Source organism: Microbulbifer sp. JSM ZJ756 (assembly GCF_044383805.1).
GTDB lineage: Bacteria > Pseudomonadota > Gammaproteobacteria > Pseudomonadales > Cellvibrionaceae > Microbulbifer > Microbulbifer zhoushanensis.
Window position 1 is genome coordinate 121,767 of sequence record NZ_JBISER010000009.1, and the last position, 24,050, is coordinate 145,816.

At 58.5% G+C, this 24,050-nt stretch carries 17 protein-coding genes; 11 read left to right on the forward strand and 6 right to left on the reverse strand.

Going from position 1 to position 24,050, the window contains the following annotated elements; translation table 11 throughout:
* Nucleotides 1-27: 27 nt before the first annotated feature.
* From ACH6CX_RS14800 to ACH6CX_RS14810, 3 genes are all read left to right on the forward strand, one after another.
* Complete coding sequence (locus ACH6CX_RS14800; RefSeq protein ID WP_334078748.1) at nt 28-2,034, forward strand: FAD-dependent oxidoreductase; 2,007 nt, start codon at nt 28-30, stop codon at nt 2,032-2,034.
* Nucleotides 2,035-3,372, forward strand: a complete 1,338-nt coding sequence (locus ACH6CX_RS14805) for a cytochrome c3 family protein (protein ID WP_232941339.1) — start codon at nt 2,035-2,037, stop codon at nt 3,370-3,372.
* Nucleotides 3,373-3,463: 91 nt separating this feature from the next.
* The gene (locus ACH6CX_RS14810; protein WP_232941338.1) at nt 3,464-3,931 is read left to right on the forward strand and encodes a DUF3365 domain-containing protein; all 468 of its coding nucleotides are present in this window, start codon (nt 3,464-3,466) and stop codon (nt 3,929-3,931) included.
* Nucleotides 3,932-4,032: 101 nt separating this feature from the next.
* Here ACH6CX_RS14810 and ACH6CX_RS14815 read toward each other — a convergent pair whose 3' ends face one another.
* Nucleotides 4,033-6,921, reverse strand: coding sequence for a glycosyl hydrolase family 18 protein (locus ACH6CX_RS14815; RefSeq protein WP_232941337.1), 2,889 nt, complete (start codon nt 6,919-6,921; stop codon nt 4,033-4,035).
* A 713-nt stretch (nt 6,922-7,634) separates the two neighbouring features.
* On the opposite strand from ACH6CX_RS14815, the gene chaB reads away from it, so the two are divergent.
* Nucleotides 7,635-7,865: a putative cation transport regulator ChaB gene (gene chaB, locus ACH6CX_RS14820; RefSeq protein ID WP_232941336.1), complete on the forward strand. Its 231-nt coding sequence runs from the start codon at nt 7,635-7,637 to the stop codon at nt 7,863-7,865.
* A 44-nt stretch (nt 7,866-7,909) separates the two neighbouring features.
* Here chaB and ACH6CX_RS14825 read toward each other — a convergent pair whose 3' ends face one another.
* Entirely contained in the window at nt 7,910-8,152 is a 243-nt protein-coding gene (locus tag ACH6CX_RS14825; RefSeq protein WP_232941335.1) for a DUF3820 family protein, read from the reverse strand.
* 134 nt (nt 8,153-8,286) lie between these two features.
* Between ACH6CX_RS14825 and ACH6CX_RS14830 the strand changes: the two genes are divergently transcribed.
* The gene (locus ACH6CX_RS14830) at nt 8,287-8,556 is read left to right on the forward strand and encodes a glycine zipper 2TM domain-containing protein (RefSeq protein WP_232941334.1); all 270 of its coding nucleotides are present in this window, start codon (nt 8,287-8,289) and stop codon (nt 8,554-8,556) included.
* A gap of 270 nt (nt 8,557-8,826) precedes the next feature.
* The gene (locus tag ACH6CX_RS14835; protein WP_396675719.1) at nt 8,827-11,115 is read left to right on the forward strand and encodes a S46 family peptidase; all 2,289 of its coding nucleotides are present in this window, start codon (nt 8,827-8,829) and stop codon (nt 11,113-11,115) included.
* Between the two features lie 126 nt (nt 11,116-11,241).
* On the opposite strand, the gene ACH6CX_RS14840 is transcribed toward ACH6CX_RS14835, so the two are convergent.
* The 3 genes from ACH6CX_RS14840 to dcd all read right to left on the reverse strand — a co-directional run bounded on the left by ACH6CX_RS14840 (nt 11,242) and on the right by dcd (nt 13,613).
* Entirely contained in the window at nt 11,242-11,427 is a 186-nt protein-coding gene (locus tag ACH6CX_RS14840; protein WP_232941333.1) for a hypothetical protein, read from the reverse strand.
* 342 nt (nt 11,428-11,769) lie between these two features.
* Nucleotides 11,770-12,978 (reverse strand): NAD(P)/FAD-dependent oxidoreductase, encoded by a 1,209-nt coding sequence (locus ACH6CX_RS14845; protein WP_396675721.1) that lies wholly within the window; start codon nt 12,976-12,978, stop codon nt 11,770-11,772.
* Between the two features lie 65 nt (nt 12,979-13,043).
* Entirely contained in the window at nt 13,044-13,613 is a 570-nt protein-coding gene (gene dcd / locus ACH6CX_RS14850; RefSeq protein ID WP_232941331.1) for a dCTP deaminase, read from the reverse strand.
* A gap of 328 nt (nt 13,614-13,941) precedes the next feature.
* On the opposite strand from dcd, the gene imuA reads away from it, so the two are divergent.
* The 3 genes from imuA (at nt 13,942) to ACH6CX_RS14865 (ending at nt 19,736) form a co-directional block, all read left to right on the forward strand.
* The gene (imuA, locus tag ACH6CX_RS14855; RefSeq protein WP_232941330.1) at nt 13,942-14,649 is read left to right on the forward strand and encodes a translesion DNA synthesis-associated protein ImuA; all 708 of its coding nucleotides are present in this window, start codon (nt 13,942-13,944) and stop codon (nt 14,647-14,649) included.
* A gap of 98 nt (nt 14,650-14,747) precedes the next feature.
* Nucleotides 14,748-16,250, forward strand: a complete 1,503-nt coding sequence (locus tag ACH6CX_RS14860) for a Y-family DNA polymerase (RefSeq protein WP_396675724.1) — start codon at nt 14,748-14,750, stop codon at nt 16,248-16,250.
* A gap of 168 nt (nt 16,251-16,418) precedes the next feature.
* The gene (locus ACH6CX_RS14865; protein WP_396675726.1) at nt 16,419-19,736 is read left to right on the forward strand and encodes an error-prone DNA polymerase; all 3,318 of its coding nucleotides are present in this window, start codon (nt 16,419-16,421) and stop codon (nt 19,734-19,736) included.
* A gap of 392 nt (nt 19,737-20,128) precedes the next feature.
* On the opposite strand, the gene ACH6CX_RS14870 is transcribed toward ACH6CX_RS14865, so the two are convergent.
* Nucleotides 20,129-20,539 (reverse strand): pilin, encoded by a 411-nt coding sequence (locus ACH6CX_RS14870; protein ID WP_334078754.1) that lies wholly within the window; start codon nt 20,537-20,539, stop codon nt 20,129-20,131.
* 493 nt (nt 20,540-21,032) lie between these two features.
* Between ACH6CX_RS14870 and pilB the strand changes: the two genes are divergently transcribed.
* Nucleotides 21,033-22,730: a type IV-A pilus assembly ATPase PilB gene (gene pilB / locus ACH6CX_RS14875; RefSeq protein ID WP_396675728.1), complete on the forward strand. Its 1,698-nt coding sequence runs from the start codon at nt 21,033-21,035 to the stop codon at nt 22,728-22,730.
* 106 nt (nt 22,731-22,836) lie between these two features.
* A complete protein-coding gene (locus ACH6CX_RS14880; protein ID WP_334078756.1) occupies nt 22,837-24,048 on the forward strand; it encodes a type II secretion system F family protein in 1,212 nt (403 codons plus the stop codon).
* The last annotated feature ends 2 nt before the right edge of the window (nt 24,049-24,050 follow it).

The window sequence follows — 24,050 nt, forward strand, 5'->3', positions numbered from 1 at the left end:
TGGGGAACGGGCTATATGGGGGAAGGTATGGCTGAACTCGAGGATGCACCTCTACGGCAACAATTGCGGGAGCGCACCGGTTCGGCTGAGAGTGACTACCCGATTTATGTGGTGGTGGGTACCGGCCCGGTGGGTGTGCGCTGCGCACAGAAACTGCTTGAACTCAGTGACGATGCACAGGTGGTCATCTACGGTGCAGAGGCCGAATCCCCCTATAACCGGGTAAAGCTCTCGCAATACCTCTCCGACCAGGTGTCCCTGGAAGATCTGAGCAACCCCATTTTGGGCCAATACGACAGCAGACTGGCCGAGTTTATCGACCGGCGGGTTGTCGCCATCGACCGGGCAGGCAAGACCATCACGGATGCAGCCGGAAACATCCAGCCTTACGATAAGTTAATCCTTGCCACGGGCTCCAACCCGGCTATTCCACAGATTCCCGGGACCGATTTCCCAAACGTCTACCCGTTCCGCAGCCTGCGAAATACCGAAGACCTGATCCGGCTGCGCGAGGGAAACCAGCATATCTGCGTAATCGGTGCCGGCGCCCTGGGGCTCGAGGCGGCTGCAGCGTTAAAAGCGCAGAATAACCGTGTCACACTGCAATCCCGGGCAGGCCTGCTCGGCGGACTACTCAATGAAGAAGCCGAGACATACCTGAAATCAGCACTTGAGGCACTGGGTGTGGAACTCCGGGTTGGTGAGGTGCCAACTGCCATCACGGGTAATGAAAAAGCATCCGAGCTGCATTTTGCCGGCCAGCCTGGATTGGCCGTTGACGCCGTGGTCCTGTGCACTGGCATCCAGTCAGAGATCACCCTGGCCCAACAATGCGGCCTGGATACGGCCCGGGCAATTGTCGTTAACCAGTGGTTGCAGACATCCGACCCGGATATCTATGCAGTTGGCGAGTGCGCTGAGTTCGAACAGGAGGTGTACCAGTTCGTCCGGCCTGGCTACGAACAGGCAGAGAGTTGCTGTGAACACATCTGCCAGAGGCACAACAACCGACTGCAGGCCACTCCATACCGGGGTAGCTACCGGGACATCCAGCTGAAAATCGCCCATATTCCCTGCGCCATCATCGGTGACGTGGATGGCGATGAATATCATATCTATCGCAATCGCTTTAAAGGGCTCTATCGCCAGCTGTTTGTCCGGGATGGGCGCCTGTGTGGTGCTGTCTACATCGGCAGCTGGGATGAAGCCAGCCAGGTGCGACAGGCCGTCGCTGCCGCAGAGGTCGTCACGGCACGCATCACGAAACGTTTTGGGCGGGATGGACACCTGTGGCAAAAGTCGGCCGCCAGGGGGATCAGGGAGCAGCCCGAGCATTACCTGGTTTGCCAGTGCAATGGCATCAGCAAGGGAGAACTCTGCTCTGCCATCTCGCACGGCAAGCGCAACCTGATGGACCTGCAGCAGGCGACTACAGCCGGCTCGGTATGCGGCAGCTGCCGCCCGCTGATAGCCGAGTTGCTGGATGTGCCCGCCCCCAACCTGGTGATGCGCCACGCGCGCGGAATCCTGGTTACCTCATTTGTATCCCTGCTACTGATTGCGCTGGCCGTATTCATGCCGCCGGCACCAATTTCGGAAAGTGTCCAGTCAAGCTGGTATTGGCAAAAACTCTGGTACGACAACTTCTGGAAGCAGGTCAGTGGTTACAGTCTGCTCGGCTTCTGCCTGCTCACCGCGTCACTGAGTCTCCGCAAACGCTGGAAAAAATTCACCCACGGGCATGTTGATCACTGGCGCTACGCCCACAGCCTGATCGGCTGTGCGGCACTGGTGGTTCTGGTGGTGCACACCGGCTTCCGCCTCGGGGAAAACCTGAACCTGGCGCTGATGCTGGTTTTCCTTGCAGCAACCACTACCGGAGCCCTGGTGGGGGTATTTATGGCACGCAACCACCACTGGACGGATATGAAACTGCGCGAACACCGAAAGTGGTGGTCACGCGTGCACTACGCCCTGCTCTGGACACTTCCGGTTCTGCTCGCGTACCACATACTGGCGGTGTATTACTTTTAGATGAAAAGCTATCAATTCAAATTCTGGCACTTTGGACTGCTGGTGACCCTGGCAATTGGGTCTACTGCTGCGTACAACCTCGAGTACTCGGACAAGACCCTGTTTGTCAGCGGTGAAATGAGCCACGGCCACCACCAGATCGAGCTCGCATGCACCAGCTGCCACGGTGACGGCTTTGCCGGGCAGGAGGCCATGCAACAGGCCTGCCTGGATTGCCACGCCGATGAGCTGGAGCTGGCCAATGACTCCCATCCGCGCAAGAAATTCCTCGATCCACGCAACGCACCGCTGCTGGCCGAGCTGGATGCGCGCCGCTGTGTTACCTGCCATACCGAGCACCAGCCGGAAACCACCAGGGAGATGGGAGTGACCCTGGCCGGGGATTTCTGTTTTCACTGTCATAACGATATTGCCGAAGAACGCAGCAGCCACCAGGATCTCGCCTTCGACAGCTGTGCCAGTGCCGGCTGCCATAACTTCCACGATAACCGCACCCTCTACGAGGACTTCCTGATTGCACACGTGGGGCAGCCGGCACTGCTCCCGGATGCGCAGCTTCCGGCACGCACGGCAATGCAGTCATGGCTTCGGGAAAATCCGCACAGGGAACCGCTGCGACTGCAGCAGGCAGACCTTGATGCCGGCGAACCGCACAAAGGCATCTCCGACTCCTGGGTGGCAAGTAGGCACGCGCAAGCGGGGATAAACTGCAGTGACTGTCACAGTAACGGTCAGCTGCAGTTTTCCAGCCGCGAAATTGTCGAGCAATGTGGCAGCTGCCATGCCGGGCAACGGGATGCCTTCACCAGCGGCAAACACGGAATGCGCTTGTCAGCGGCACTGCCGGAGGACTTTGCGCACAATGGCGCGATGACCCCGGCAGAGGCGCGCCTGCCCATGCGGCCGGGGAGCAAAGGTGCACTCACTTGTATCAGCTGCCATGGACCCCACGAGACCGATACCCGCTTTGCCGCGGTCGAGGCGTGCCTGGGCTGCCACAACGACGAACACAGCCTGGCCTACCGGGAGTCAGGCCACTTCCAGGCCTGGCAACAAGGTGAAGCCGGCGGGGTCAGCTGCGCCAACTGCCACCTGCCAAGGGAAGAGCATGATGGTGAAATCCTCGTCAACCATAACCAGAATCACAACCTGCGACCGAATGAAAAAATGTTGCCGGTATGCCTGAACTGTCACGGCATCGAGTTTGCACTGGCCGCGCTTGCCAGTGAGCGTGTCCTGAAGAGCAACTTTGGCTTATCACCGACAACAGACCACGAAACATTCAGCCTGATCCGCGATCGTATCGCCCGGATCAAATCCAACGAGCCATCCCGTTAGGAGGGAATCCATGCGCATTTTTGCCTTCATCTTAGCTCTAGCCACACTGTTAACCGCCTGTGGCGAAAAAACAGGGATTGCACCCCAGAGAATGGCGGATGCCATTTTCGCGGTCATTGAAGCAGACCGGGCCAGCTATACCAACAATGTGGTCAATCGCCTGCAAAACGAGGAAGGGGTCATCAAGGCCGAGGAGCACTGGAAGGACAAGCAGGCCCTGCCACTTCCGGCCCAGATGCTCCGCATGGGCGCGGAACGGGTGGCAGAACAGGAGGCCGGATTCAATTATGCACTGCTCTCACTCTGGGCCATCAACAAGCAGAACGCGCCGCGCACCGACCTGGAAAAACAGGGCCTGGAATTCGTGATGGATAACCCCGGCCAGAACTTCTACGGCACGGAAAACCTGGGCGGCACCGAGTATTACACCGCGATCTATCCTGACGTCGCTGTTTCACCGGCCTGCGTTAGTTGCCACAACGACCATATCGACAGTCCCCGCACCGATTTTGAACTCGGCGAAACCATGGGCGGCGTGGTCATCCGAATCCCGCTGTGAAAACAGCCTGACCGCACCGAGAGGCTCCGGTACAGCCCGAGCCACACGAAAAAGGGCACCCTGGGGTGCCCTTCTTCTTTTTCCATCCTGTGAGAATGGGATCAGTTACAGCTGGCCTCGCCTATATCTTCCCAGACACTGGCCACGCCGGGCTCCTCGCCCTGGGTCCACCACTGGGCACGGTAACGACGGCCATTGTAGTTAACCTCGTCACCACCGTTATAGGCCTTTGATGCGCTCCAGGGCACCTCCACATCGCTGGCCAGTGACCAGTCGGCAGAATCGAGGCCCGGTTTCGCCTGGGTCCAGTAGTTGGCTTCCCAGACCAGGTCCTCGTGGCTGACCAGGTCACCTCCCAGGTAGGTGGAACCGGAAGCCCACGCCGGGTAACTACCCGCATTGGGATCAACAAGCTCGCAGCTGCCCCCACCGCCGGAACCGGAATCGGTCACATTGACCGTCACGGTGGCACTGGCAGAGTCGATACTGTCCGAGACCGTTACCGTAGCGGTATAGCTGGTGTCGCTGCCCACCTGCGGCGCCGTCAGGGTGACAGTGGCGCTATCGCCATTGGCCACATTGAATGCCGGCGCACTCCAGCTGTAGGTGAGGCTGTCACCATCGGCATCGCTGCCCGTGGCAGTTACCTGCACACTTTCACCTTCGACTACCGTCACACTGGCCGGCGCGGAGACCTCCGGTGCCGTATTGGACTGGGGAGGCAGAAGGGTTACGGTAACCTGGTCGGTATCGGTGAGATCGCCGTCATCGACGAACACCTCGAATACCAGGCTCTCTGCAGAGGCAACCTCGGCGGCAGAGAAGCTGGCGGTAGCGCTGCCGGCATTCTGCAGGCTGACGGCGGTACCGCTGACCTGGGTCCAGCTGTAGGTCAGGCTGTCGCCATCCACATCGCTGGAAGCACTGGCATCCAGGGTGACGGTGTCCGGAGTCACTACCGACTGGTCGGCCCCGGCATTCGCATCCGGTGCACGGTTCGGCTGCGGCGCCCGCACCAGTATCTCCACGATATCGCTGTCACTCAGGGGTTCCGCATCGCTCACCGCCAACTGGAATGCCAGGGTTGTGTCGGCTGAGACATCCGGCGCAGTAAAGCTGGCGGTTGCGCCGGCAGCCCCCTGCAGCTGGACAGTAGTGCCGCCCGTCTGGGACCAGCTGTAACTGAGTGGGTCACCGTCCAGGTCATAGGAAGAGGTGCCGTCGAGACTGACAACAGCGCCCGCATCCACGACCTGGTCAGCGCCTGCATTAGCCACCGGTGCGCGGTTGTTGGTGCCGCCCCCGTGGCCCAGGCTCTCATGCATGGCATTGAGGATATCGCCATTATCCGCATCGATTTCCCATGCGAAGAGACCGGCGAGCCCGTTACTGCGCACATAGGCACCCTTGGTCGCCACCGAGGTGGCGTCGTCGTAGGTGATCAGGTCGCCGTTGGTGGGATTGAAGATGTAGGCACCCTGGGCAGTGCTGTCGTAATGGTATTCATACCCACCGCTGGCCAGGCGCGCGACGATATCGCGGTAGTCCACCACGCCGGCTTCCCAGGTGCCGGAGACTGGCCCGGTGGCGGTACCGGTGAGGTGATTGCCTCCGCTCCAGCCGGAAACCCCGGTCCAGCCACGGCCATACATGGCGGCACCAAGCACCAGCTTGCCCGGGGAAAGCCCCGCATTGAGGACTGCATTGACACCGCTACTGGCATTGAAGTTGTCCGTGGGATCCCAGCTCGGAGCATAGAGTGCGGTCTGGTGACCCAATGAGTCATTACTCCAGGCCCCGTAAAAGTCATAAGACATCAGGAAGATGTAATCCATGTACTGGTCGACGGCACCGTAATCGATCCGGGCAACCTTGGCAGAATCCGCACTGACGGCAGAAGTCAGCTGGTACTCGCGGCCGGTCTCCTGCTCCAGCGTATCGAGCATGGCGCGCAGGTCACGCATCAGGATACGGTAGGTCTCACCATCCTCGGGTGCACCCAGTGCCGTGTTGTAACCACCGCCGCCGGGGTATTCCCAGTCGATATCCACGCCGTCAAAGAATTTCCAGGTACGCAGGAACTCTTCCACCGAATCGACAAAGGTCTGGCGCTTGGTGGCGTCACCGAGGAAGTAGAACGGGTCTGTCAGGGTCCAGCCACCAATTGAAGGCAGGATCTTCAGGTCCGGGTAAGCCTGCTTGAGGGCCATCAGCTGGCCGAAGTTGCCCTTGTAGGGGCTGGAGAAATCCTGGCCCGACTGGGTCTTCTGCACTGCTGCATAGGGATCGTGGATACCCACCTTGAAGTCTTCCCGTCCACTGCAGGATCTCTGCAGGGCCTCGAAACTTCCGGAGATGGACTTGAGGCTGTCATTGATGCCATCGCCACCGCAGATGGGAATAAATCCGTAGAGAATATGGGTCAGGTTGTAAGCGGGAATCTTGTCCACCGGGAACTTTCGACCGTAGACGCCCCACTCCACAAAATACGCGCCCACCACAGAATCACTGGTGTTGGCATAGGGCTGATTGTTCTCGGCCACGGCGGTCTCGAGGGGATCCAGGCCACTGCCATCAGTGTCCGCCACCACGATTGGGGTGGCAGACGAAGCGCTACAACCGGTGTCGTCACACAGCGCAACCTGCAGGTCATACTTGCCGCCCTGTGAAACCTGCAGGGTGGCAGAGCCACTCTGGCTACCAGTGCCGGATGCCGCCTGCTCCAGTACCACCTCACCATTCAGCAGGTACTGGACCGTATCGCCATCGTCACCGGAATACTTGGTCCATGAGACCGGGACCTCGGCATAGTCACGGATAGTGACAATTTGCTCATAGGCGGTGGCGGTATCATCCACTTCGACCAGTGCGAAGTTGGTCTCCATCCACTCGATCTGTGGCGCGCCGGGTGCGGCCAGTGCTGTCGACGTGCCGGCCAGTCCGAGCGCAAGCAGCGCCCGGCGCCAGCGGGCCGGGTTGATTATTTTCATGATTTTCACCTTGATGCGTTTTTATTGTTTCCGGGTCGGGCTTCCGAGCCCGCAAGAGCAAACCTCACAAAATAACACCGCTGTCATTAAATTCCGGAAATATGACAGCGATGTCATTTAAGTTTCACCGTATCTTCACATCGGTATCTTTGCCAGCCCGCAAAGCCATACTTGGGATTAATTTCACGGTCTGGTCGTGAATTGCGACCAATCAGCGTCCGGTTATGTAACAAGGGGCATGAAAATTCTTTTTGACCGAGCTTTCCGGGACATATGTTCCCATTGGGGTTCAATCACATGCTGTTTGCTTCAATTCCTGTATGTGGTCGCACAGGACTCGAGGGCCAGCGAAACAGCGGTCCTGAAGTGATACGACGAAAATCCTGGTGGGATAAATACAGGGGGAACAAAGGGAGTACAGCAAAGGCAGCCTGGAAGTGAAAAAGTGGAACCCACAAAGAAATAGCGGCCGAATTCATTTCGACCGCTCCCTCTCTTTAAGCTGGTTGGCTCTACTCCCGCTGTTCACCTCGCTGAAGTCGTCTCAGACCAGTGGTCACCCGCTGTGGGTCTATTTACGGGTTAGTCCAACCTCCAGTTACGGACCGCTTTTTCTTGCCGCTTCGCCCTTTAAGGAGGGTCGAAGCTTCTTACCTAGGCACTACATATACTAGTGTGACAGCACCCTTTTCCCCACCCGGAGATAAGCCGCCATGCCCTATCGGAACCGCAACGAATTACCGGAAAGCGTCCGTAATGTACTGCCAGAAAAGGCGCAGGATATTTACAAGGAAGCCTTCAACAGCGCCTGGGAGGAATACGCCCGGCCAGAGGATCGCAGGGAGGGCAAATCGCGGGAAGAGGCAGCCCACGCGGTGGCCTGGTCTGCCGTCAAGCAAAAGTATGAGAAGGGGGGGGATGGCAACTGGCACCGGAAATCGTGACCGGATTGCCGGTCACTTATCCTGCCAACCAACGCTGGTGATATTCAGCCTGCGCTCTCATAGCCACGGGCATTCCCGTGGCGCAACGGGTCGATCAGTCCGGTCAGGCCCTCGATCTTGATCTCCAGCGCCAGGGCCATCAACCGTCCCAGGCGTCCCGCCGGAAACTCTTTCTTGGCAAACCAGAGCAGGTACTCCTCCGGCAGGTCAATCAGCACACGGCCCGAGTACTTGCCAAACGGCATGGGGGTCCTGGCAATATCCACCAGGTCCTGCTTATCGAACATCCTGAGCCCTTGCTTGTGTCAGTGGAAATACCATTATCCGGCATCGACACCTGCATACCAAATTGGGAGCGGCCGGGACGCCACCATAACATGGGCCTGTGAATTGCTATCCCAGCAGGATCAGGAGTCACTTTATGGCTATGCAATCTTTCAGGCGTGCGGGACTCGCATCCCTGCTCGCCACCGGCCTGGTTTTCACAGGCTGTGCGAATATGAGTGATACCGACCGCCGTATCGGTACCGGCGCAGGCATCGGCGCTGTCACTGGCGCCCTGATCTCGGGCGGTCGTCCGGGCGGCACAGCGGCGGGCGCCGTTCTCGGCGCCGGGGCGGGCTACCTCTACGACCGCAACAAGAAACGGTATTACTACTACGACCGCCACGGCCGTCGCATCTACCGCTAGTCCCCTCCGTAAATAAGAGATCCGGGCATGGGCGACCATGCCCGGGCTCTTGCTGTTATCACCTGACACCACCCACCATTACCCGCTCGATCCCCTGTCGGGTTTGGCTCAGCCTGCAATGACAATCGATGCAAGGTGCCAGTGGCATGCCGGCTCTCGCCGGGGCCGGGTTTTCCTCGATCACGGAACTGTGGGAATATGAATGTCTTGCGGACGGGCTTACCGTCGCACATTTTTTAGACAACTAATAAAGATTCCTGAGGAAACGCCGTGAGAACAATAAAGCGATCTTCCATGCTGGTCCTGCCACTGGCCGCAGCGCTGTTGGCAGCCTGTGACAAATCCGCCGGCGACAAGCAGGCCGCCGCGGAAACCGGCAAGCCAGACACGGTAGTGTCCACCGAGGGCATGTGGATGCCGAGCCAGCTGCCGCAGCTGAGCGGCAAACTGAAAGACCTGGGTCTGGAGCTGGACCCGAAAACCATGACCGACCTCACCGAGTTCCCCATGAACGCGGTGATCAGCCTGGGTGGTTGTACCGCCTCGTTCGTCTCCCCCGAGGGGCTGGTGGTCACCAACCACCATTGTGCCTATGGCTCCATTTCCTATAACTCCACCGAAGACAACGACCTGCTGGAGAACGGCTTCCTGGCCAAGTCCCTGGACGAGGAACTGCCCGCGGCACCGGGTTCCCGGGTGTACGTCACCGTCGATATGAATGAGGTGACTGACAAGATCGATGCAGCCCTCAGCGAGGATATGGATGGTGCCGCGCGCTTTGCCGCCATTGAGGACGCCAAGAAAGGCCTGGTATCCGCCTGTGAATCCGACCCCGGCCACCGCTGTGAGGTCTATAGCTACTATGGCGGCGCCAGCTACTACCTGATCAAGCAGCTGGAAATCCGCGATGTGCGCCTGGTACACGCGCCCGCCTCTTCCATCGGCAAGTTCGGTGGCGATATCGACAACTGGATGTGGCCGCGCCACACCGGCGATTATTCTTTCCTGCGCGCCTACGTGGGCCCCGACGGCAAGCCGGCGGATTACGCCGAGGACAATGTTCCGTACCAGCCCAAACATCACCTGACAGTATCCACCGAGGGCCCACAAAAGGGCGACTTTGTCATGGTGGCCGGCTACCCGGGCAGCACCAACCGCTACCGCACTGCGGCGGAGGTGGACAGCAACTTCAACTGGTACTACCCCACCATGCAGAAAGTACTGGCGGAGTGGTCTGAAACCATCAGCGAGGCCAGCGCGGGCAACAAGGATGCGGAGCTGAAGTACGCCAGCCTGGTGGCCGGCCTCAACAACTACTCCAAGAACTTCACCGGCATGATGGAAGGCTATGGCCGCAGCGACCTGCTACAGCGCAAGCGCCAGCTGGAACAGGACCTGCAGGCCTGGATCGAGGCCAACCCGGAATCCGCCGACAGGTACGCCTCCTTACTGGCGGACCTTCAGGCGCTGATCAATGAGAAGCAGTCCACCCAGGAGCGCGACCTGGTACTGCGCTATATGGACCGCTCGGCCATGCTGAGTGCGGCGCGCAAGCTGTACCGGCTGAGCCTGGAAAAGCAGAAGCCGGATATGGAGCGCGAGCCGGGTTACCAGGAACGTGACATGACCCGCTTTACCGAGGGCATGAAGCGTATCGAGCGCCGTTTCCACCCGGAAGTGGATCAGGCCATCTGGACCTACTTTATCGAGCGCTACAACGCCTTGCCGGCAGAACAGCGCATTGCCAGCTTCGATGAATTCCTGGGCGACGACGCCAGCGGCGATGCCCTGCAGGAAAAGCTGTCCGCGATGTACGAAGACACTGGCCTGACCGAAACCCAGGCGCGCCTGGACTGGATGGAAAAGTCGCCGGAAGACTTCCGCAACAGCGAGGATCCGTTTATCCAGCTGGCTGTTTCCATGTATGACGACATGCATGCAATCGAAGAAAAGGACAAGGCCATGACCGGCCGCTTTGCCCAGCTGCGCCCACGCTATATGGACCTGCTGATTGCCTACTACAAGGAACAGGGCAAGCCCGTCTACCCGGATGCCAATGGTTCACTGCGCGTGACCTATGGCCTGGTAAAGGGTTACACCCCGCCGGCGGGCACTGTTAAGGCACCCGCAGACGGTAACGATGGCAAGGACAGCTTCGTACCCTTCACCACCCTGCGCGGTATCCAGGCCAAGTACACCGGTGAGGACCCGTTCGACGCACCCCAGGCCCTGCTGGATGCCATCGAGGAAAAAGCCTATGGCCGTTTCTACGATGAGAAGCTGGACTCAGTGCCGGTAAACTACCTCACCACAGTGGATATCACCGGCGGCAACTCCGGATCCGCTACCATGAACGGCAAGGGCGAACTGATCGGCCTGGCCTTCGACGGCACCTACGACAGCATCAATGCTGACTGGGACTTCAATGACAACACCCGGGCAATCCACGTGGATGTGGAATACATGCTGTGGGTAATGGAAAAAGTGGACGGCGCCCACAACCTGTTGGAGGAAATGGGTGTGGCGGAGGAATCGGTTGCGGCACAGGCCGCTGACTGATCACCCTGCCCCGCAAGAACGAAAAAGCCGGCGCATGCGCCGGCTTTTTTTGATTGTCGTCAAGCAGTTCGAGAGTCTGGTAGGTGAGGTCGACAGTAACGGCCGGTTTACCTGGCCGGTTATGCCCTAGAGCAGTTTGGTTTTGGTCTTGCCACAACGCTGGCAACGATACTCGGTTACCAGCTTGCCCTGTTTCACATCGAACTTCCGCTCGGTGACCACCTGCCACTTGTGAAAACCATCCCGGCACAGGCTTTTGCCCTTGTGCTTTTCCCAGGCGGTCTTCTTCTTGAACTGGATTACATCGCCCATAAAGGTAAATCTCCCCACAGGAGAACAATTATTACAGGAGCCTGCCCTGGCACACCAGGCACAGCCCTGGCGCCACCGGGACAGAGCATTCCCCACCCATAAGGGCGAACACAAGGTTCGCCCCTACGTAACGCGCTGGAGCCGACATACACCTATTGGGCAATGCATAACCTGTAGGGGCGCACCTTGTGTGCGCCCGCCCCCGGTATTCCGGCACATGGACGTCATGACGGCCTTGATCCGATCCCGGAATCCACAAACCACCGCGCCCCCCCGAGGGCGAACAGAAGGTTCGCGCCTACAACGGCAATGGAGAAAATGGCCTGCTGGTGGGCCACGGGATTATGCCACCTCCCCGGCCGCGTGCCCGGAAGCCCAGGCCCACTGGAAGTTATAGCCGCCCAGCCAGCCGGTCACATCCAGCACCTCGCCGATAAAGTAAAGCCCAGGCTGCGACTTGCACTCCATGGTACGCGAGGAGACCGCATTTGTATCAACACCACCGAGGGTCACTTCGGCTGTGCGATAACCCTCGGTACCCGCAGGCACCAGCTGCCAGGTCTGCAGTTTCTCGCCAATCGAAGCCAGCTCTGCCGCACTGAACTGCTTCAGCGGGCGACTCTCGATACCCTTCTCAGCGAGGAAATGCTGGACCAGTTTCCTGCTCCACAGTGTCGCGAGTACCGTGTGCAGGTGTGCCTCCGGCTTTTCGGTCCGCTGCTCATTCAGCCAGTGCGCCAGCTCCCGGTCCGGGGCCAGGTCAAAGCTGACGGCCTCGCCCTCCCGCCAGTGGCTGGAGATCTGCAGCACGGCCGGGCCACTCAGCCCGCGGTGGGTAAACAGCATCTGCTCATGGAAACTGCCGTTGCCGCAGCTTGCGGTCACCGCCAGGGCACTGCCGGGCAGGTCTTCCTGCCGCTGCAGCTGGCGCTTGTGCTGGGTAAAGGGCACCAGGGCGGCGCGAGTGGGCACGATACTGAGGCCGAACTGCCGGGCGATGTCGTAGCCAAACCCGGTGGCCCCCATGGTTGGAATCGACAGGCCGCCGGTGGCAACCACCAGGGATTCGCATTGCACTGTGCCAAGGCTGGTATTCACCCGGTAGCCAGTATTCACCGGCTCAATACTTTCAATGCTACAGCGGGTGCGAATCTGCGCCTGGGCCTCACGGCACTCCGCCAGCAGCAAGTCAACGATATCCCGGGACCTGTTATCGCAGAACAGCTGACCCAGGGTTTTCTCGTGATAGGGGATCCCGTGCTTCTCCACCAGCGCGATAAAGTCCCACTGGGTATAACGGGCCAGTGCCGACTTGCAGAAATGCGGGTTGCGGCTGTAGAAGTTTTCCGGCGCGGTGTACAGGTTGGTGAAATTGCAGCGTCCGCCACCGGACATCAGGATCTTCTTGCCCACCTTGTTTGCGTGATCGACTACCAGCACGCTGCGGCCACGCTGGCCAGCCACTGCCGCACACATAAGACCGGCTGCACCGGCACCAATCACCAGTACATCGACCTGTTCGGGCAGTGGGTTGGGACTGGCTTCACTCATGGGGTGGGGAAGCTGAAGGGACCGGGCACGGCGGGCACCCGGCGCAGGAGCAGGCCATCAGGCCATCAGGCCCGCGGCAGGGTTACGCCGCGCTGGCCCTGGTACTTGCCGCCGCGATCCTTGTAGGACACATCGCAGACCTCGTCGGACTCGAAGAACAGCATCTGGGCCACACCCTCGTGGGCGTAGATCTTCGCCGGCAGGTTGGTGGTGTTGGAGAACTCCAGGGTCACATGCCCTTCCCACTCCGGCTCCAGCGGCGTCACATTGACGATGATGCCGCAGCGCGCATAGGTGGACTTGCCCAGGCAGATGGTCAGCACCGAGCGCGGGATGCGGAAATACTCGACTGTACGCGCCAGGGCAAAGGAGTTGGGCGGGATCACGCAGGAATCGCCCACCACGTCGACAAAGCTGTTCTCGTCGAAGGTCTTCGGATCCACCGTGGCGGAGTGCACATTGGTAAAGATCTTGAATTCCGGGGCACAGCGCACGTCGTAGCCATAGCTGGAGGTACCGTAGGAAATCAGGCGTTCACCGCTGCCATTGTGGCGTACCTGGCTCGCCTCGAACGGCTCGATCATGCCATTCTGCTCGGCCATCCGGCGAATCCACTTATCGGATTTGATACTCACTCCGCCCCCCTCATTTGAATCGGCTGTGCTTGTCGTTGTGCAGGTCTGTAAAGAGGCGGAATCATAGCCGGTTTGAACTGTGCAAAAAAGTGTCAATCGCGACTGGCTGGCACCGGAATGCCGCCTTTGCCTGTCCCGGGGTAAGTCCCGCCCACACCGCACCTTCCCCGTCAGCACCGGACCTGTTGATGGAACTGGTGGAAATCCATGCCCGATCAAGCCCCATACCCTTGTTGGGGCAGCCCGACTACTGTATAAATCAACAGTACATACTGTACAGATATACAGAAACAACTCCCAAAGGGACCAGATCGCGAGGGCAGATATCGTGAGCAGTGCCGAAAACCTTATACAAAACAAGCAGTTAACTGATCAGCTCAAGCAGCAACGCCTGGACCAGCTGCTGGCGCGGGCGGATATCTGGCAGGCGGCCAATGAGCATCACCGCCGGCGTAACGGCATCGCCACCGGCTACAGCGGGCTCGATGCCCTGCTGGCCGGACACGGCTGGCCCCGTGGCGCCACCACCGAACTGCTGGTGGACCAGTCCGGTATCGGCGAGCTCAGCCTGTTGCTACCGGCACTGGCGGAACTCACCCGCCAGGAGCAGATGGTCGTGCTGGTCAACCCGCCCCATATCCCCTATGCCCCGGCGCTGGCCAGTGCCGGGGTGCAACTGGAAAAGCTGTTGATCCTGCATCCCCGGGGACCGCGCGACACTCTCTGGGCCATGGAACAAACACTGCAGTCTGGCTGCTGCGGCGCCCTGCTCAGCTGGCAGGAACGACAGCCGCCCGCGGACAGGGACCTGCGCCGGCTGCAGGTGGCCGCACGGGATGGGGAATGCCTGCACTTCCACTTCCGCCCGCAATCCTGTGCCAGCAGCCCCTCACCGGCCAGCCTGCGGCTGCAGCTCGCAAGCGACGGCGACCAGCTGGCCCTGAAGCTGATCAAACAGCTGGGCGGCCGCTCGGGACAGCAGCTGCACCTGGCCCGGGCCGCGGACCTGACCCGCCGCGACGGGCCACTGCACTGATTGCCGGGAAGAGTATAAAGCTCTCTGCAGGAGCGGCCCATGGCCGCGAAAAAACTCTCTGAATAACCAATGCGGTAAGACACGACAGGGAAAATACAATGCTCTGGCTCTGCATACAGTTCCCCAACCTGCCGTTAGAGGCACTGACCCGCGCCCAGCAAGCAGGGCCTGATGGCTCTCCCCGCGCGGTTGTGGAGAAAGAGCAGGTGGTGGACGTCAACAGCAGTGCCCGCGAGCGCGCTGTCACCGGCGGACTGACCATTGCCACTGCCTGTGCGCTGTGCGCGGACCTGGAACTCCTTCCCCGGGATACCGAGCGCGAATCACAGCTACTGCAGGAACTGGCCCAGTGGGGTTACAGCTTCACCCCGGTGGTTTCCCCCCGCGCGGCATCCCCGCACAGCGATGATGGCAGCTTCGCCTGCCTTTACCTGGAACTGAGCGGCTGCCTGAAAGCCAATGGCGGACTGGAGCCGCTCCTGCAGCAGTTGCGCAGCGAACTGCAACAGATGCATATCAGTGCCTTTATGGGCCTGGGGCACAGCCCCAGTGCTGCCCATATGCTGAGCCAGCTGGAAGAGCACAGGCAGTGGCTGGCCGGGGCCAAGGCACCGCCCTCTCCCCAGCAATGGCGCCAGTGGATCAGCTTTGCCCCCGGCAAACTGCTGGACTGCGACCACAAGACCATAGCCAAACTCTATGCCTGCGGTATCAAGCGGGTCAGCCAGTTACTGGCCATACCATTGTCTGAGGTGGGGACCCGCTTCGGGCGCGACTTTGTCAATTACCTGGCGCGCCTCAACGGCACCCGCCATGACCCGGTCCCCTGTTACCAGCCACCGCCGGAGTTCCACAGTGAGCTGTTTTTTCCCAGCCCGCTGGATAACAGCGAGCAGCTGCTGTTTCCCGCCAGCCGGCTGGTCCGCGAGCTGTGCCAGCAATTGCAGCGGCGACAGCTCTACAGCCAGCAGCTGCGCTGGAAACTGGATTTCGGGCAACAGGGTTGCAAGGTGCTCAGTGTGGAAATCTCGCGACCGCAACTGGATCCCCAGCGCCTGATCGCCCTGACAAAGCTGCAACTCGAGCGGCTCACCCTCGAGCAACCTGTACAAGCAATCGGCCTGACCTGCGACAGGCTGCAACCGCTGGGCCAGGATTCGGTGGACGATGACCTGTTCGGGGAAGCCAGCCGCGTGCAGCGCAGCCACCAGCTAATCGACAAGCTCAAGGCGCGGCTGGGCCACCAGTCACTGTCAGGCGTCACCCTGAAGGAGAGTCACCTGCCGGAGCAGGCATGGCAGAGTGCCGACAACCTGGTGCTGAACAGCCGCAAACGCGGCCACCAGTTGCAACCGGTGAATGCACCGCGCCCCAACTGGCTGCTGCCGCGTCCCGATCGCATCCATTGCCGCAACCAGCGCCTGTTTTACCGCGGTGAATTGCGCCTGCTGCAGGGCCCGGAACGCATTGATGGCTACTGGTGGCAACACCGCCGCCACGCCCGCGATTACTACATTGCCCGCGGTGACGAAGGTGCACTCTACTGGGTCTTCCAGGACCTGACCTCGGAGGCCTGGTACCTGCATGGGGTTTACGCGTGACCCAGGTATAAACCTGCCGGCTCCAAGCCTGACCCCGCTCAGGAATAGTCATCACGCTCGGTGGAGCGTAGAGCTGGCGCTCGACGAACGTCCGACAGAATCCATTTAAATACAGGATTGAATACTCGCACAGGGGGAGGTGCAGAGACCAAGACAACCAGAATTGGTATGCAGTACGCCGAACTCTTCTGCCAGAGCAACTTCTCTTTTCTCCAGGGTGCTTCCCATCCCCAGGAACTTGTTACCCGTGCCCATGAACTGGGCTACCGCGCCCTGGCCATTACCGATGAATGTTCCCTTTCGGGCGCGGTCCGCGCCTATAAACAACTGGAGGAACTGAAAGCTGATGGCAGCAACCTCAAACTGATCTGCGGCAGCTACTTCCGCTTATCTGACATTAATTGTGAACTGGTATTACTGGCACCGGACCGGCAAGCCTACAGCGAGTTATGCCAGCTGATCTCTACCTCCCGCCTGCGCGCGCCCAAAGGCCAGTACGAGACCAGGCTCGACGACCTGCTGCGGATAACCCGGCAATGCATCGCCATCTGGCTACCCCGCCACCAACCACTGGAAATGCCTGCAGGCCTCAAGAGTCATTTCCAGGGCCGCCTGTATATCGCCTTCAGCAACCAGTTACTCCCACGCCAGAACGAACATAACCGGGAACTTCTGGCCTTTGCCACCGGGCAACAACTGCCACTGGTGGCCACCAGTGCGGTGCTGATGCACTGTCGCAGTCGCAAGCCCCTGCAGGATGTACTCAACGCCTGCTACCACAACTGCACTCTCGACGAACTGGGCTACCGACTGGAGCAGAACGCCGAGCGTTACCTGCGCCCGCTCGATGAGATTGCCAGCCTGCAGCTGACAGGAGCAATTGCGAACACCATTGAAATTGCCCACCAGTGCCAATTTTCCCTAGATGAACTGCGCTACCAGTATCCGTCGGAGGTACTGCCTGCCGGTAAAAGCCCGGACGGGTACCTGCGGGAACTGGTGGAGGCCGGCAAGGAACTGCGCTGGCCAGAGGGTCCCGAACCACATATTGCCGCACAAATAGAAAAGGAACTGGCACTGATCGCCGAGCTGGGGTACGAACACTACTTCCTTACCATCCACGACATCGTCCAGTTCTCGCGCAGCCAGCATATCCTCTACCAGGGCCGTGGCTCGGCCGCGAATTCGGTAGTGTGCTACTGCCTCTTGATCACCGAAATAGACCCCCACAAGATCGGCCTGCTGTTCGAACGCTTTATATCCCGCGAACGCGACGAACCGCCGGATATCGATGTGGACTTCGAGCATGAGCGACGCGAGGAAATCATCCAGTACATCTACCGCAAATACGGCCGCGAGCGCGCCGGGCTGGCCGCCACCAAGATCAGCTACCGTTTCAAGAGCGCCCTGCGGGATATCGGCAAGGCCCTGGGGCTGGGCAGCGCCACCATCGAGCAACTGATTGCCGAGCGGGCCTGGTGGGACACCATGGAGGATTTCCCCCGGCAGATGCAGAAAGTGGGGATCGACCCGCGGAGCAACGCCGGCCGCATGCTGCCGAAGCTGATGGCACAGGTCCGCGGTTTCCCCCGGCACCTGTCCCAGCATGTGGGTGGTTTCGTGATTACCGAGCAACCCCTGCATACCCTGGTGCCGATCGAGAATGCCGCCATGGAGGACCGCACCATCGTCCAGTGGGACAAGGAGGATATCGAGGACCTGAAACTGATGAAGGTGGACATCCTCGCCCTGGGCATGCTCACGGCCCTGCGCAAGTCGCTGACCTATATCGGCCTTTACGGACCGAGAATGCAGCTACGGGACATCCCCACCGAGGACCCGGGCGTCTACGAGATGATGTGCCGGGCAGATACCGTGGGGGTTTTCCAGATCGAGTCCCGCGCGCAGATGAGCATGCTGCCGCGGCTGCAGCCAAGGAATTTCTACGAGCTCACCATCGAGATCGCCATCGTGCGCCCGGGGCCTATCCAGGGCGGTATGGTACACCCCTACCTGAAGCGCAAGCAGGGACTGGAACCGGTCAGCTACCCGCACGAGAACCTGCGCCCGGTACTGGAACGCACCCTGGGAGTACCCATTTTCCAGGAACAGGTGATCCAGCTGTCCATGGTGGCCGCTGGCTTCAACGGCGGCGAGGCCGACCAGCTGCGCCGCGCCATGGCCAGCTGGGGCAAGAACGGCAACCTCTACCAGTTCCGGGACAGGCTGGTGGCCGGCATGCTCGCCAACGGCTACCAGGTGCAATTTGCCGAGCAGTTGTTCGAGCAGATGAAGGGCTTCGGCTCCTACGGCTTCCCCGAGTCCCACTCAGCCAGCTTCGCCCTGCTGGCCTACTTCTCAGCCTGGATCAAGCACCACCACCCGGCGGCCTTTTACTGTGGCCTGCTCAACAGCCAGCCCATGGGCTTCTACGCCCCGGCCCAGCTGGTCTACGATGCCCAGCGGCACAATGTGAAGGTGCTGCCTGTGGATGTGCTCTATAGCCACTGGGACCACCGGTTGGAACTACCGACTGCCGCCTCCACTGACCAGGTGACTCTCCCCTTGTCGTCCTCGCGACGCAGGCATGTCCGCCCGGACACCGATCCGGGATCAGAATCAAGTAACTCACAGTGCCATGCCGCCCGTCGTCATCCCGGGCTTGGCCCGGGATCCAGCAAACCACTGCAACAGGAACCTGCACCGCAGCCAGCTAACTCCACTCCGGCAGCAGCCCTGCCACAAGGGCAAAACCTCAATGAAAAGGGGAGCAGCCCTCGACTCCGCCTCGGTATGCGCCTGGTAAAGGGCCTGGAACAGCACACCGCGGATACCATCACCCAACTGCGTGAGGAAAACACCATCATCTCCATGACCCAGTTCCGCCAGCTCACCAACCTTCACCGCGACCAGCTCGCCCTGCTCGCCAGCGCCAATGCCTTCCGCAGCATGGCGGAGAACCGCTACCTGAACACCTGGACATCACTAGACCCGGAAGACGGTAGTGGCAGCTGGCATACCCATATCCCATCCAATACAGCGGAGGACAACACCTATAGCGATTACGCCAGCACCGGGCTGACCCTACGGGAGCACCCCATCGCGCTTTTACGAAGACGCGAGCAGTTCAGGCATTGCATGAAAGCGAAAGATCTTGCTGGTTGCAGGGATGGTGAGGCGGTAAGCGTGATCGGGCTGGTGACCTGCCGGCAGCGGCCAGGGAGTGCGGCGGGGGTGATGTTCATCACGCTGGAGGATGAGACGGGACAGGTTAACTTTGTGCTTTGGGAACGGGTTCAGGAGCGCTTTCGGGCTGAGATCAAACAAGGGCACACCTTGCAGATCAACGGTAAAGTACAAATCTGTTCCACTGGGCCAAAAGCTCAACCAGTGGCTCACCTAGTAGGAAGGCAGATCCAGTGCCTGAAATGGAAAGAGGTCCAGAGTGTGAGGAACTTTCGCCAATGCCTACAGCATTACAGCTAGCTAAGCAGGGCCATAAATAGTCCGACGGTTATCAAAGTGTGGGATACAGGGCTTTTGTTACCGGTGCCAGCACACCCCAGATTCCCCAAGGTCCGTGCATTTTTTATTTATGATAAGGTAGCTGCATTCAGTGCTTGGGGCCAGCCCATCTCAAATTGCATAAGAGCTATATAAAGGAGAGGGTTGCCCAGAGAACCGACTGCCCCACAACCATCAACTGGACCAGTGCTGTTTACATCGAGGGGAATCCAGGAGAAATACGCGCTAAAGACAACAAGATATTTATGCTTAAAGCTTATTGCACACAAAAAAGCCCCGCAATGCGGGGCTCTTTTTAAGCCTCAGCTAAAACCTTGCGGTTCTGCCTCAAGGCTCGAGTACTGCGATCAGGATCAGGTGCAACCGGCAGGCTTGTACTTGGCAACTGCGGTGGTGGCACAAGACCAGTTACCATCAGCATCGCGAGACAGCGTGATTGTATCGCCAGTGATGGCAGTGGAAACGTCACCGTCGAGGGTAACAAGAATAGTGCCGCTGCCATCGGCAGCAAAAGTAAAGGCTGTCGCTGTACCAGTGAGGTTGGACTGGACATAGCCGACGTCCGCAGCTGCAAACGCATTGTTACCGCGCATCAGGTTCTCTTCCACGGCAGACTTATAGGCAGAGGCCTCACCGAAAGCGCGGTTTACCTGGGAGCGCGCTACGTAGTCCTGATACTGCGGGATAGCGATAGCGGCCAGAATACCGATGATCGCGACCACGATCATCAATTCGATAAGAGTAAAACCCTGTTGTTTTTTCATTGTAACCGTCTCCATACAGACATGTTGTTCGAGTGAAATCCCGTGAGGAAGTCGCGGTAAAAGATACAAGGTTTGTGCCAATTCGCGCAAGCGTGTAACTATAATAAATACAGGCCTTTACAGCATAACCCTCAGGTCAAAGATTAAACAAAGCGGCGACAATCATAAAAAAGTGACCAATTTCGTCACTTATATACTCGGAGCGTACACTCCAGGAGTGACTAAAAAGTAGCCTGCCCCCGCATCGATTAAATAAGGGAAAGAGTGAGAAATGAGTGATCGTCAGCCATTACCCGTCGATTGGCCTATTCCTTCTTATTAGTTATATTAAGCTAGCTTGGCGGGGAAATATCCCGCCACTGTTTGCCTGGGCATCACTGCTCACATATTGAGCAGGTAAACCAATCAAAATAGAAATAGATAAAAGTTCGGATAGACAGGAAAACACGTCTATGTCATCCGTCGCCCCCTACAGAACGACACACTGAGACCTATGAGCAGTATTCCCCTGAGCGGCCTGGCAAAGCGGCTGGTGGCTGACAAGCTTCTGGATGAACCTACGGCTGCTTCGGCCAGCAAGGCGGCCCAGCGTGAAAATCAGACTTTCGCACAGCATGCCGTAGAGGCCAAACTCGTCAAGAGCCGTGACTTGGCCCGTATCGCTTCCCAGGCCTTTGGCTCCCCCCTATTCGACCTGGGGAGCTACAACTTTGACCTGATTCCTCGTGATGTAGTTGCTGAAAAACTCATTAGTAAGCATTTCGCGCTACCCCTCTACAAAAGGGGTAGCCGCTTGTTTGTAGCCGTCGCAGACCCCACCAATCTTGGCGCACTGGACGAGATCAATTTCAATACCGAGGCCGTACTGGTGGAGGCCGACAAGCTCGCCAAAGCCATCGACAGCTACATGTCCAAGGACGAGATGGGAGCAGGCCTGGAGGGGATGGATGATGAGGCCCTCGATGCGCTGGATGTCGACGGCGGAGATACTAATGCCCATGAGCAAGATGATCTGGGCGGTGACGAGGCCCCGGTTGTACGCTTTGTAAACAAGGTATTACTGGATGCTATCCGCACAGGCGCATCGGATATCCACTTCGAGCCCTACGAGAAAACCTACCGGGTGCGACTCCGCACCGATGGCGTATTGCACGAAGTGGCAAAACCGCCAATCCAGCTGGCCCCACGGATTTCTGCCCGACTGAAGGTGATGTCGAAAATGGACATTTCTGAGCGCAGGGTGCCGCAGGATGGCCGCATCAAAATGAAGCTGTCCAAGACCAAGGCAATCGACTTCCGGGTCAACAGCCTTCCCACTCTATGGGGCGAGAAGATCGTGCTGCGGATTCTCGACCCATCCTCCGCCAAGCTCGGCATTGATGCACTGGGCTACGAGGACGCACAAAAACAGATTTATATGGACGCCCTGGCCCAACCGCAGGGTATGATTCTGGTCACCGGCCCTACCGGCTCTGGTAAGACCGTTTCCCTCTATACTGGCCTGAATATCCTCAACACCTCAGAACGCAACATTTCCACCGCCGAAGACCCGGTGGAAATCAACCTGGAGGGGATCAATCAAGTAAATGTTAACCCCAGGGTAGGCCTCAACTTCGCCGAGGCCCTGCGCTCTTTCCTGCGTCAGGACCCCGATGTTGTGATGGTAGGTGAGATTCGAGACCTGGAAACCGCCGAAATTGCCATCAAGGCTGCCCAGACAGGTCACCTCGTACTCTCCACCCTGCATACAAACTCTGCACCAGAGACACTGACCCGCCTGATGAATATGGGCGTCCCGACCTTTAATATAGCCACTTCTGTCAGTGTGATTATCGCCCAGCGCCTTGCACGCCGTCTCTGTAATGAGTGCAAGAAGCCGGTCACCTTGCCCAATGAAGTTCTCAAGCAGGAGGGCTTCAGCGCTGTAGACATAGATCAGAAAGAGTGGAAGATCTACCAGCCAGTCGGGTGTGAGCACTGCTCCAAGGGCTACAAGGGGCGCGTGGGCGTGTATGAAGTGGTTCGCATTACCGACGGCATCTCCAGAATTATAATGGAGGGTGGCAATTCCATCCAAATTGCCGACCAGGCCCGGAAAGAGGGGTTTAACAACCTTCGTACTTCGGCACTACGCAAAGTAGTCACAGGAGTCACCAGTCTCGAAGAGGCTAACCGGGTAACGAAAGACTAATCGGATAGGCTCTTGATCTAGGCTTTCCTGAACAACCGGCTGACCCAGCCTGATTCTCATACTGATTGTGGCCTGGACCACAAATATAACAACACGGGACTAACATATGGCCAATGCCTCAGCAGTCGCTTACGTCTACAAGGGTGTGGACACCAAAGGCAATAAGGTCGAGGGAGAGATCAGCGGTACAAACCCAGCCCTGGTGAAAGCCCAGCTTCGCCGACAGGGCATTATTGCCAACAGGGTACAGAAAAAGCCAAAGCCCCTTTTTGGCGGCAAGAAAAAAGTCAAACCCGCCGATATCGCCCTATTCACTCGCCAGATGGCCACCATGATGAAAGCTGGCGTGCCACTGGTGCAGAGTTTTGAAATCGTTGCAGATGGGATCGATAATGAGGGCGTAAAGGAGCTAATCCTTAAGGTTCGAGAGGACGTCGCCTCTGGTACCGCGTTCGCAGAGGCCCTTCGCAAACATCCACTTTATTTTGACGACCTTTTTTGCAATCTCGTCGCTTCCGGTGAACAGTCTGGTTCACTTGAAACCATGCTGGATCGAATTGCCACCTACAAGGAAAAAACCGAGCAACTCAAGGCAAAAATCAAGAAAGCCATGACTTATCCAATTGCGGTAATTGTCGTTGCTGTGGTTGTCACCGCAATCCTGCTCATCAAAGTAGTGCCTCAGTTTGCTTCCACATTCCAGAACTTTGGTGCAGAACTCCCAGCATTCACTCAGTTTGTCGTGAACATATCAGAATGGATGCAGAAAAACTGGCTGATTGCCTTTGTAATCGTGGCAGCGGCAATTGGTGGAACGATTGAAGCCAAAAAGCGTAACAGAAGTGTTGCCCAGTTCTTTGATCGTCTCTCCCTCCGTCTCCCCATCATCGGGCTAATCACATACAACTCAATCGCGGCACGATTTGGACGAACCCTGTCAACTACATTTGCCGCTGGTGTTCCGCTGATCGATGCGCTCAAGTCGGTAGCTGGCGCAACGGGCAATTGCGTCTATGAGGAGGCCACCCTAAAAATCCGCGACTCCGTTGCCACTGGCATACCGCTGAATGTTGCCATGCGGCAGTCTGGCCTGTATCCAACAATGCTTGTGCAGATGACATCAATTGGTGAAGAGTCCGGTGCCCTGGACGAAATGCTGGGCAAAGCTGCCGATTTTTATGAAGAGGCTGTGGACAATATGGTCGACAACCTCACCACGCTGCTGGAACCCATGATTATGGCAGTTCTCGGCGTACTCGTTGGTGGACTGATGATTGCCATGTACCTCCCGATCTTCCAGCTGGGTAACGTTATATAAAT

Excerpts from the sequence above, each read along its gene's own strand:
- ACH6CX_RS14800 (WP_334078748.1), top strand. The coding sequence starts at position 28 with ATGGCTGAACTCGAGGATGCACCTCTACGGCAACAATTGCGGGAGCGC.
- ACH6CX_RS14860 (WP_396675724.1), top strand. The coding sequence starts at position 14,748 with ATGCTCTGGCTCTGCATACAGTTCCCCAACCTGCCGTTAGAGGCACTG.
- ACH6CX_RS14870 (WP_334078754.1), bottom strand. The coding sequence starts at position 20,539 with ATGAAAAAACAACAGGGTTTTACTCTTATCGAATTGATGATCGTGGTC.
- ACH6CX_RS14880 (WP_334078756.1), top strand. The coding sequence starts at position 22,837 with ATGGCCAATGCCTCAGCAGTCGCTTACGTCTACAAGGGTGTGGACACC.
- ACH6CX_RS14825 (WP_232941335.1), bottom strand. The coding sequence starts at position 8,152 with ATGTTCGATAAGCAGGACCTGGTGGATATTGCCAGGACCCCCATGCCG.
- ACH6CX_RS14845 (WP_396675721.1), bottom strand. The coding sequence starts at position 12,978 with ATGAGTGAAGCCAGTCCCAACCCACTGCCCGAACAGGTCGATGTACTG.
- ACH6CX_RS14865 (WP_396675726.1), top strand. The coding sequence starts at position 16,419 with ATGCAGTACGCCGAACTCTTCTGCCAGAGCAACTTCTCTTTTCTCCAG.
- ACH6CX_RS14840 (WP_232941333.1), bottom strand. The coding sequence starts at position 11,427 with ATGGGCGATGTAATCCAGTTCAAGAAGAAGACCGCCTGGGAAAAGCAC.
- ACH6CX_RS14830 (WP_232941334.1), top strand. The coding sequence starts at position 8,287 with ATGGCTATGCAATCTTTCAGGCGTGCGGGACTCGCATCCCTGCTCGCC.
- ACH6CX_RS14810 (WP_232941338.1), top strand. The coding sequence starts at position 3,464 with ATGGCGGATGCCATTTTCGCGGTCATTGAAGCAGACCGGGCCAGCTAT.
- pilB (WP_396675728.1), top strand. The coding sequence starts at position 21,033 with ATGAGCAGTATTCCCCTGAGCGGCCTGGCAAAGCGGCTGGTGGCTGAC.
- ACH6CX_RS14805 (WP_232941339.1), top strand. The coding sequence starts at position 2,035 with ATGAAAAGCTATCAATTCAAATTCTGGCACTTTGGACTGCTGGTGACC.
- chaB (WP_232941336.1), top strand. The coding sequence starts at position 7,635 with ATGCCCTATCGGAACCGCAACGAATTACCGGAAAGCGTCCGTAATGTA.
- ACH6CX_RS14815 (WP_232941337.1), bottom strand. The coding sequence starts at position 6,921 with ATGAAAATAATCAACCCGGCCCGCTGGCGCCGGGCGCTGCTTGCGCTC.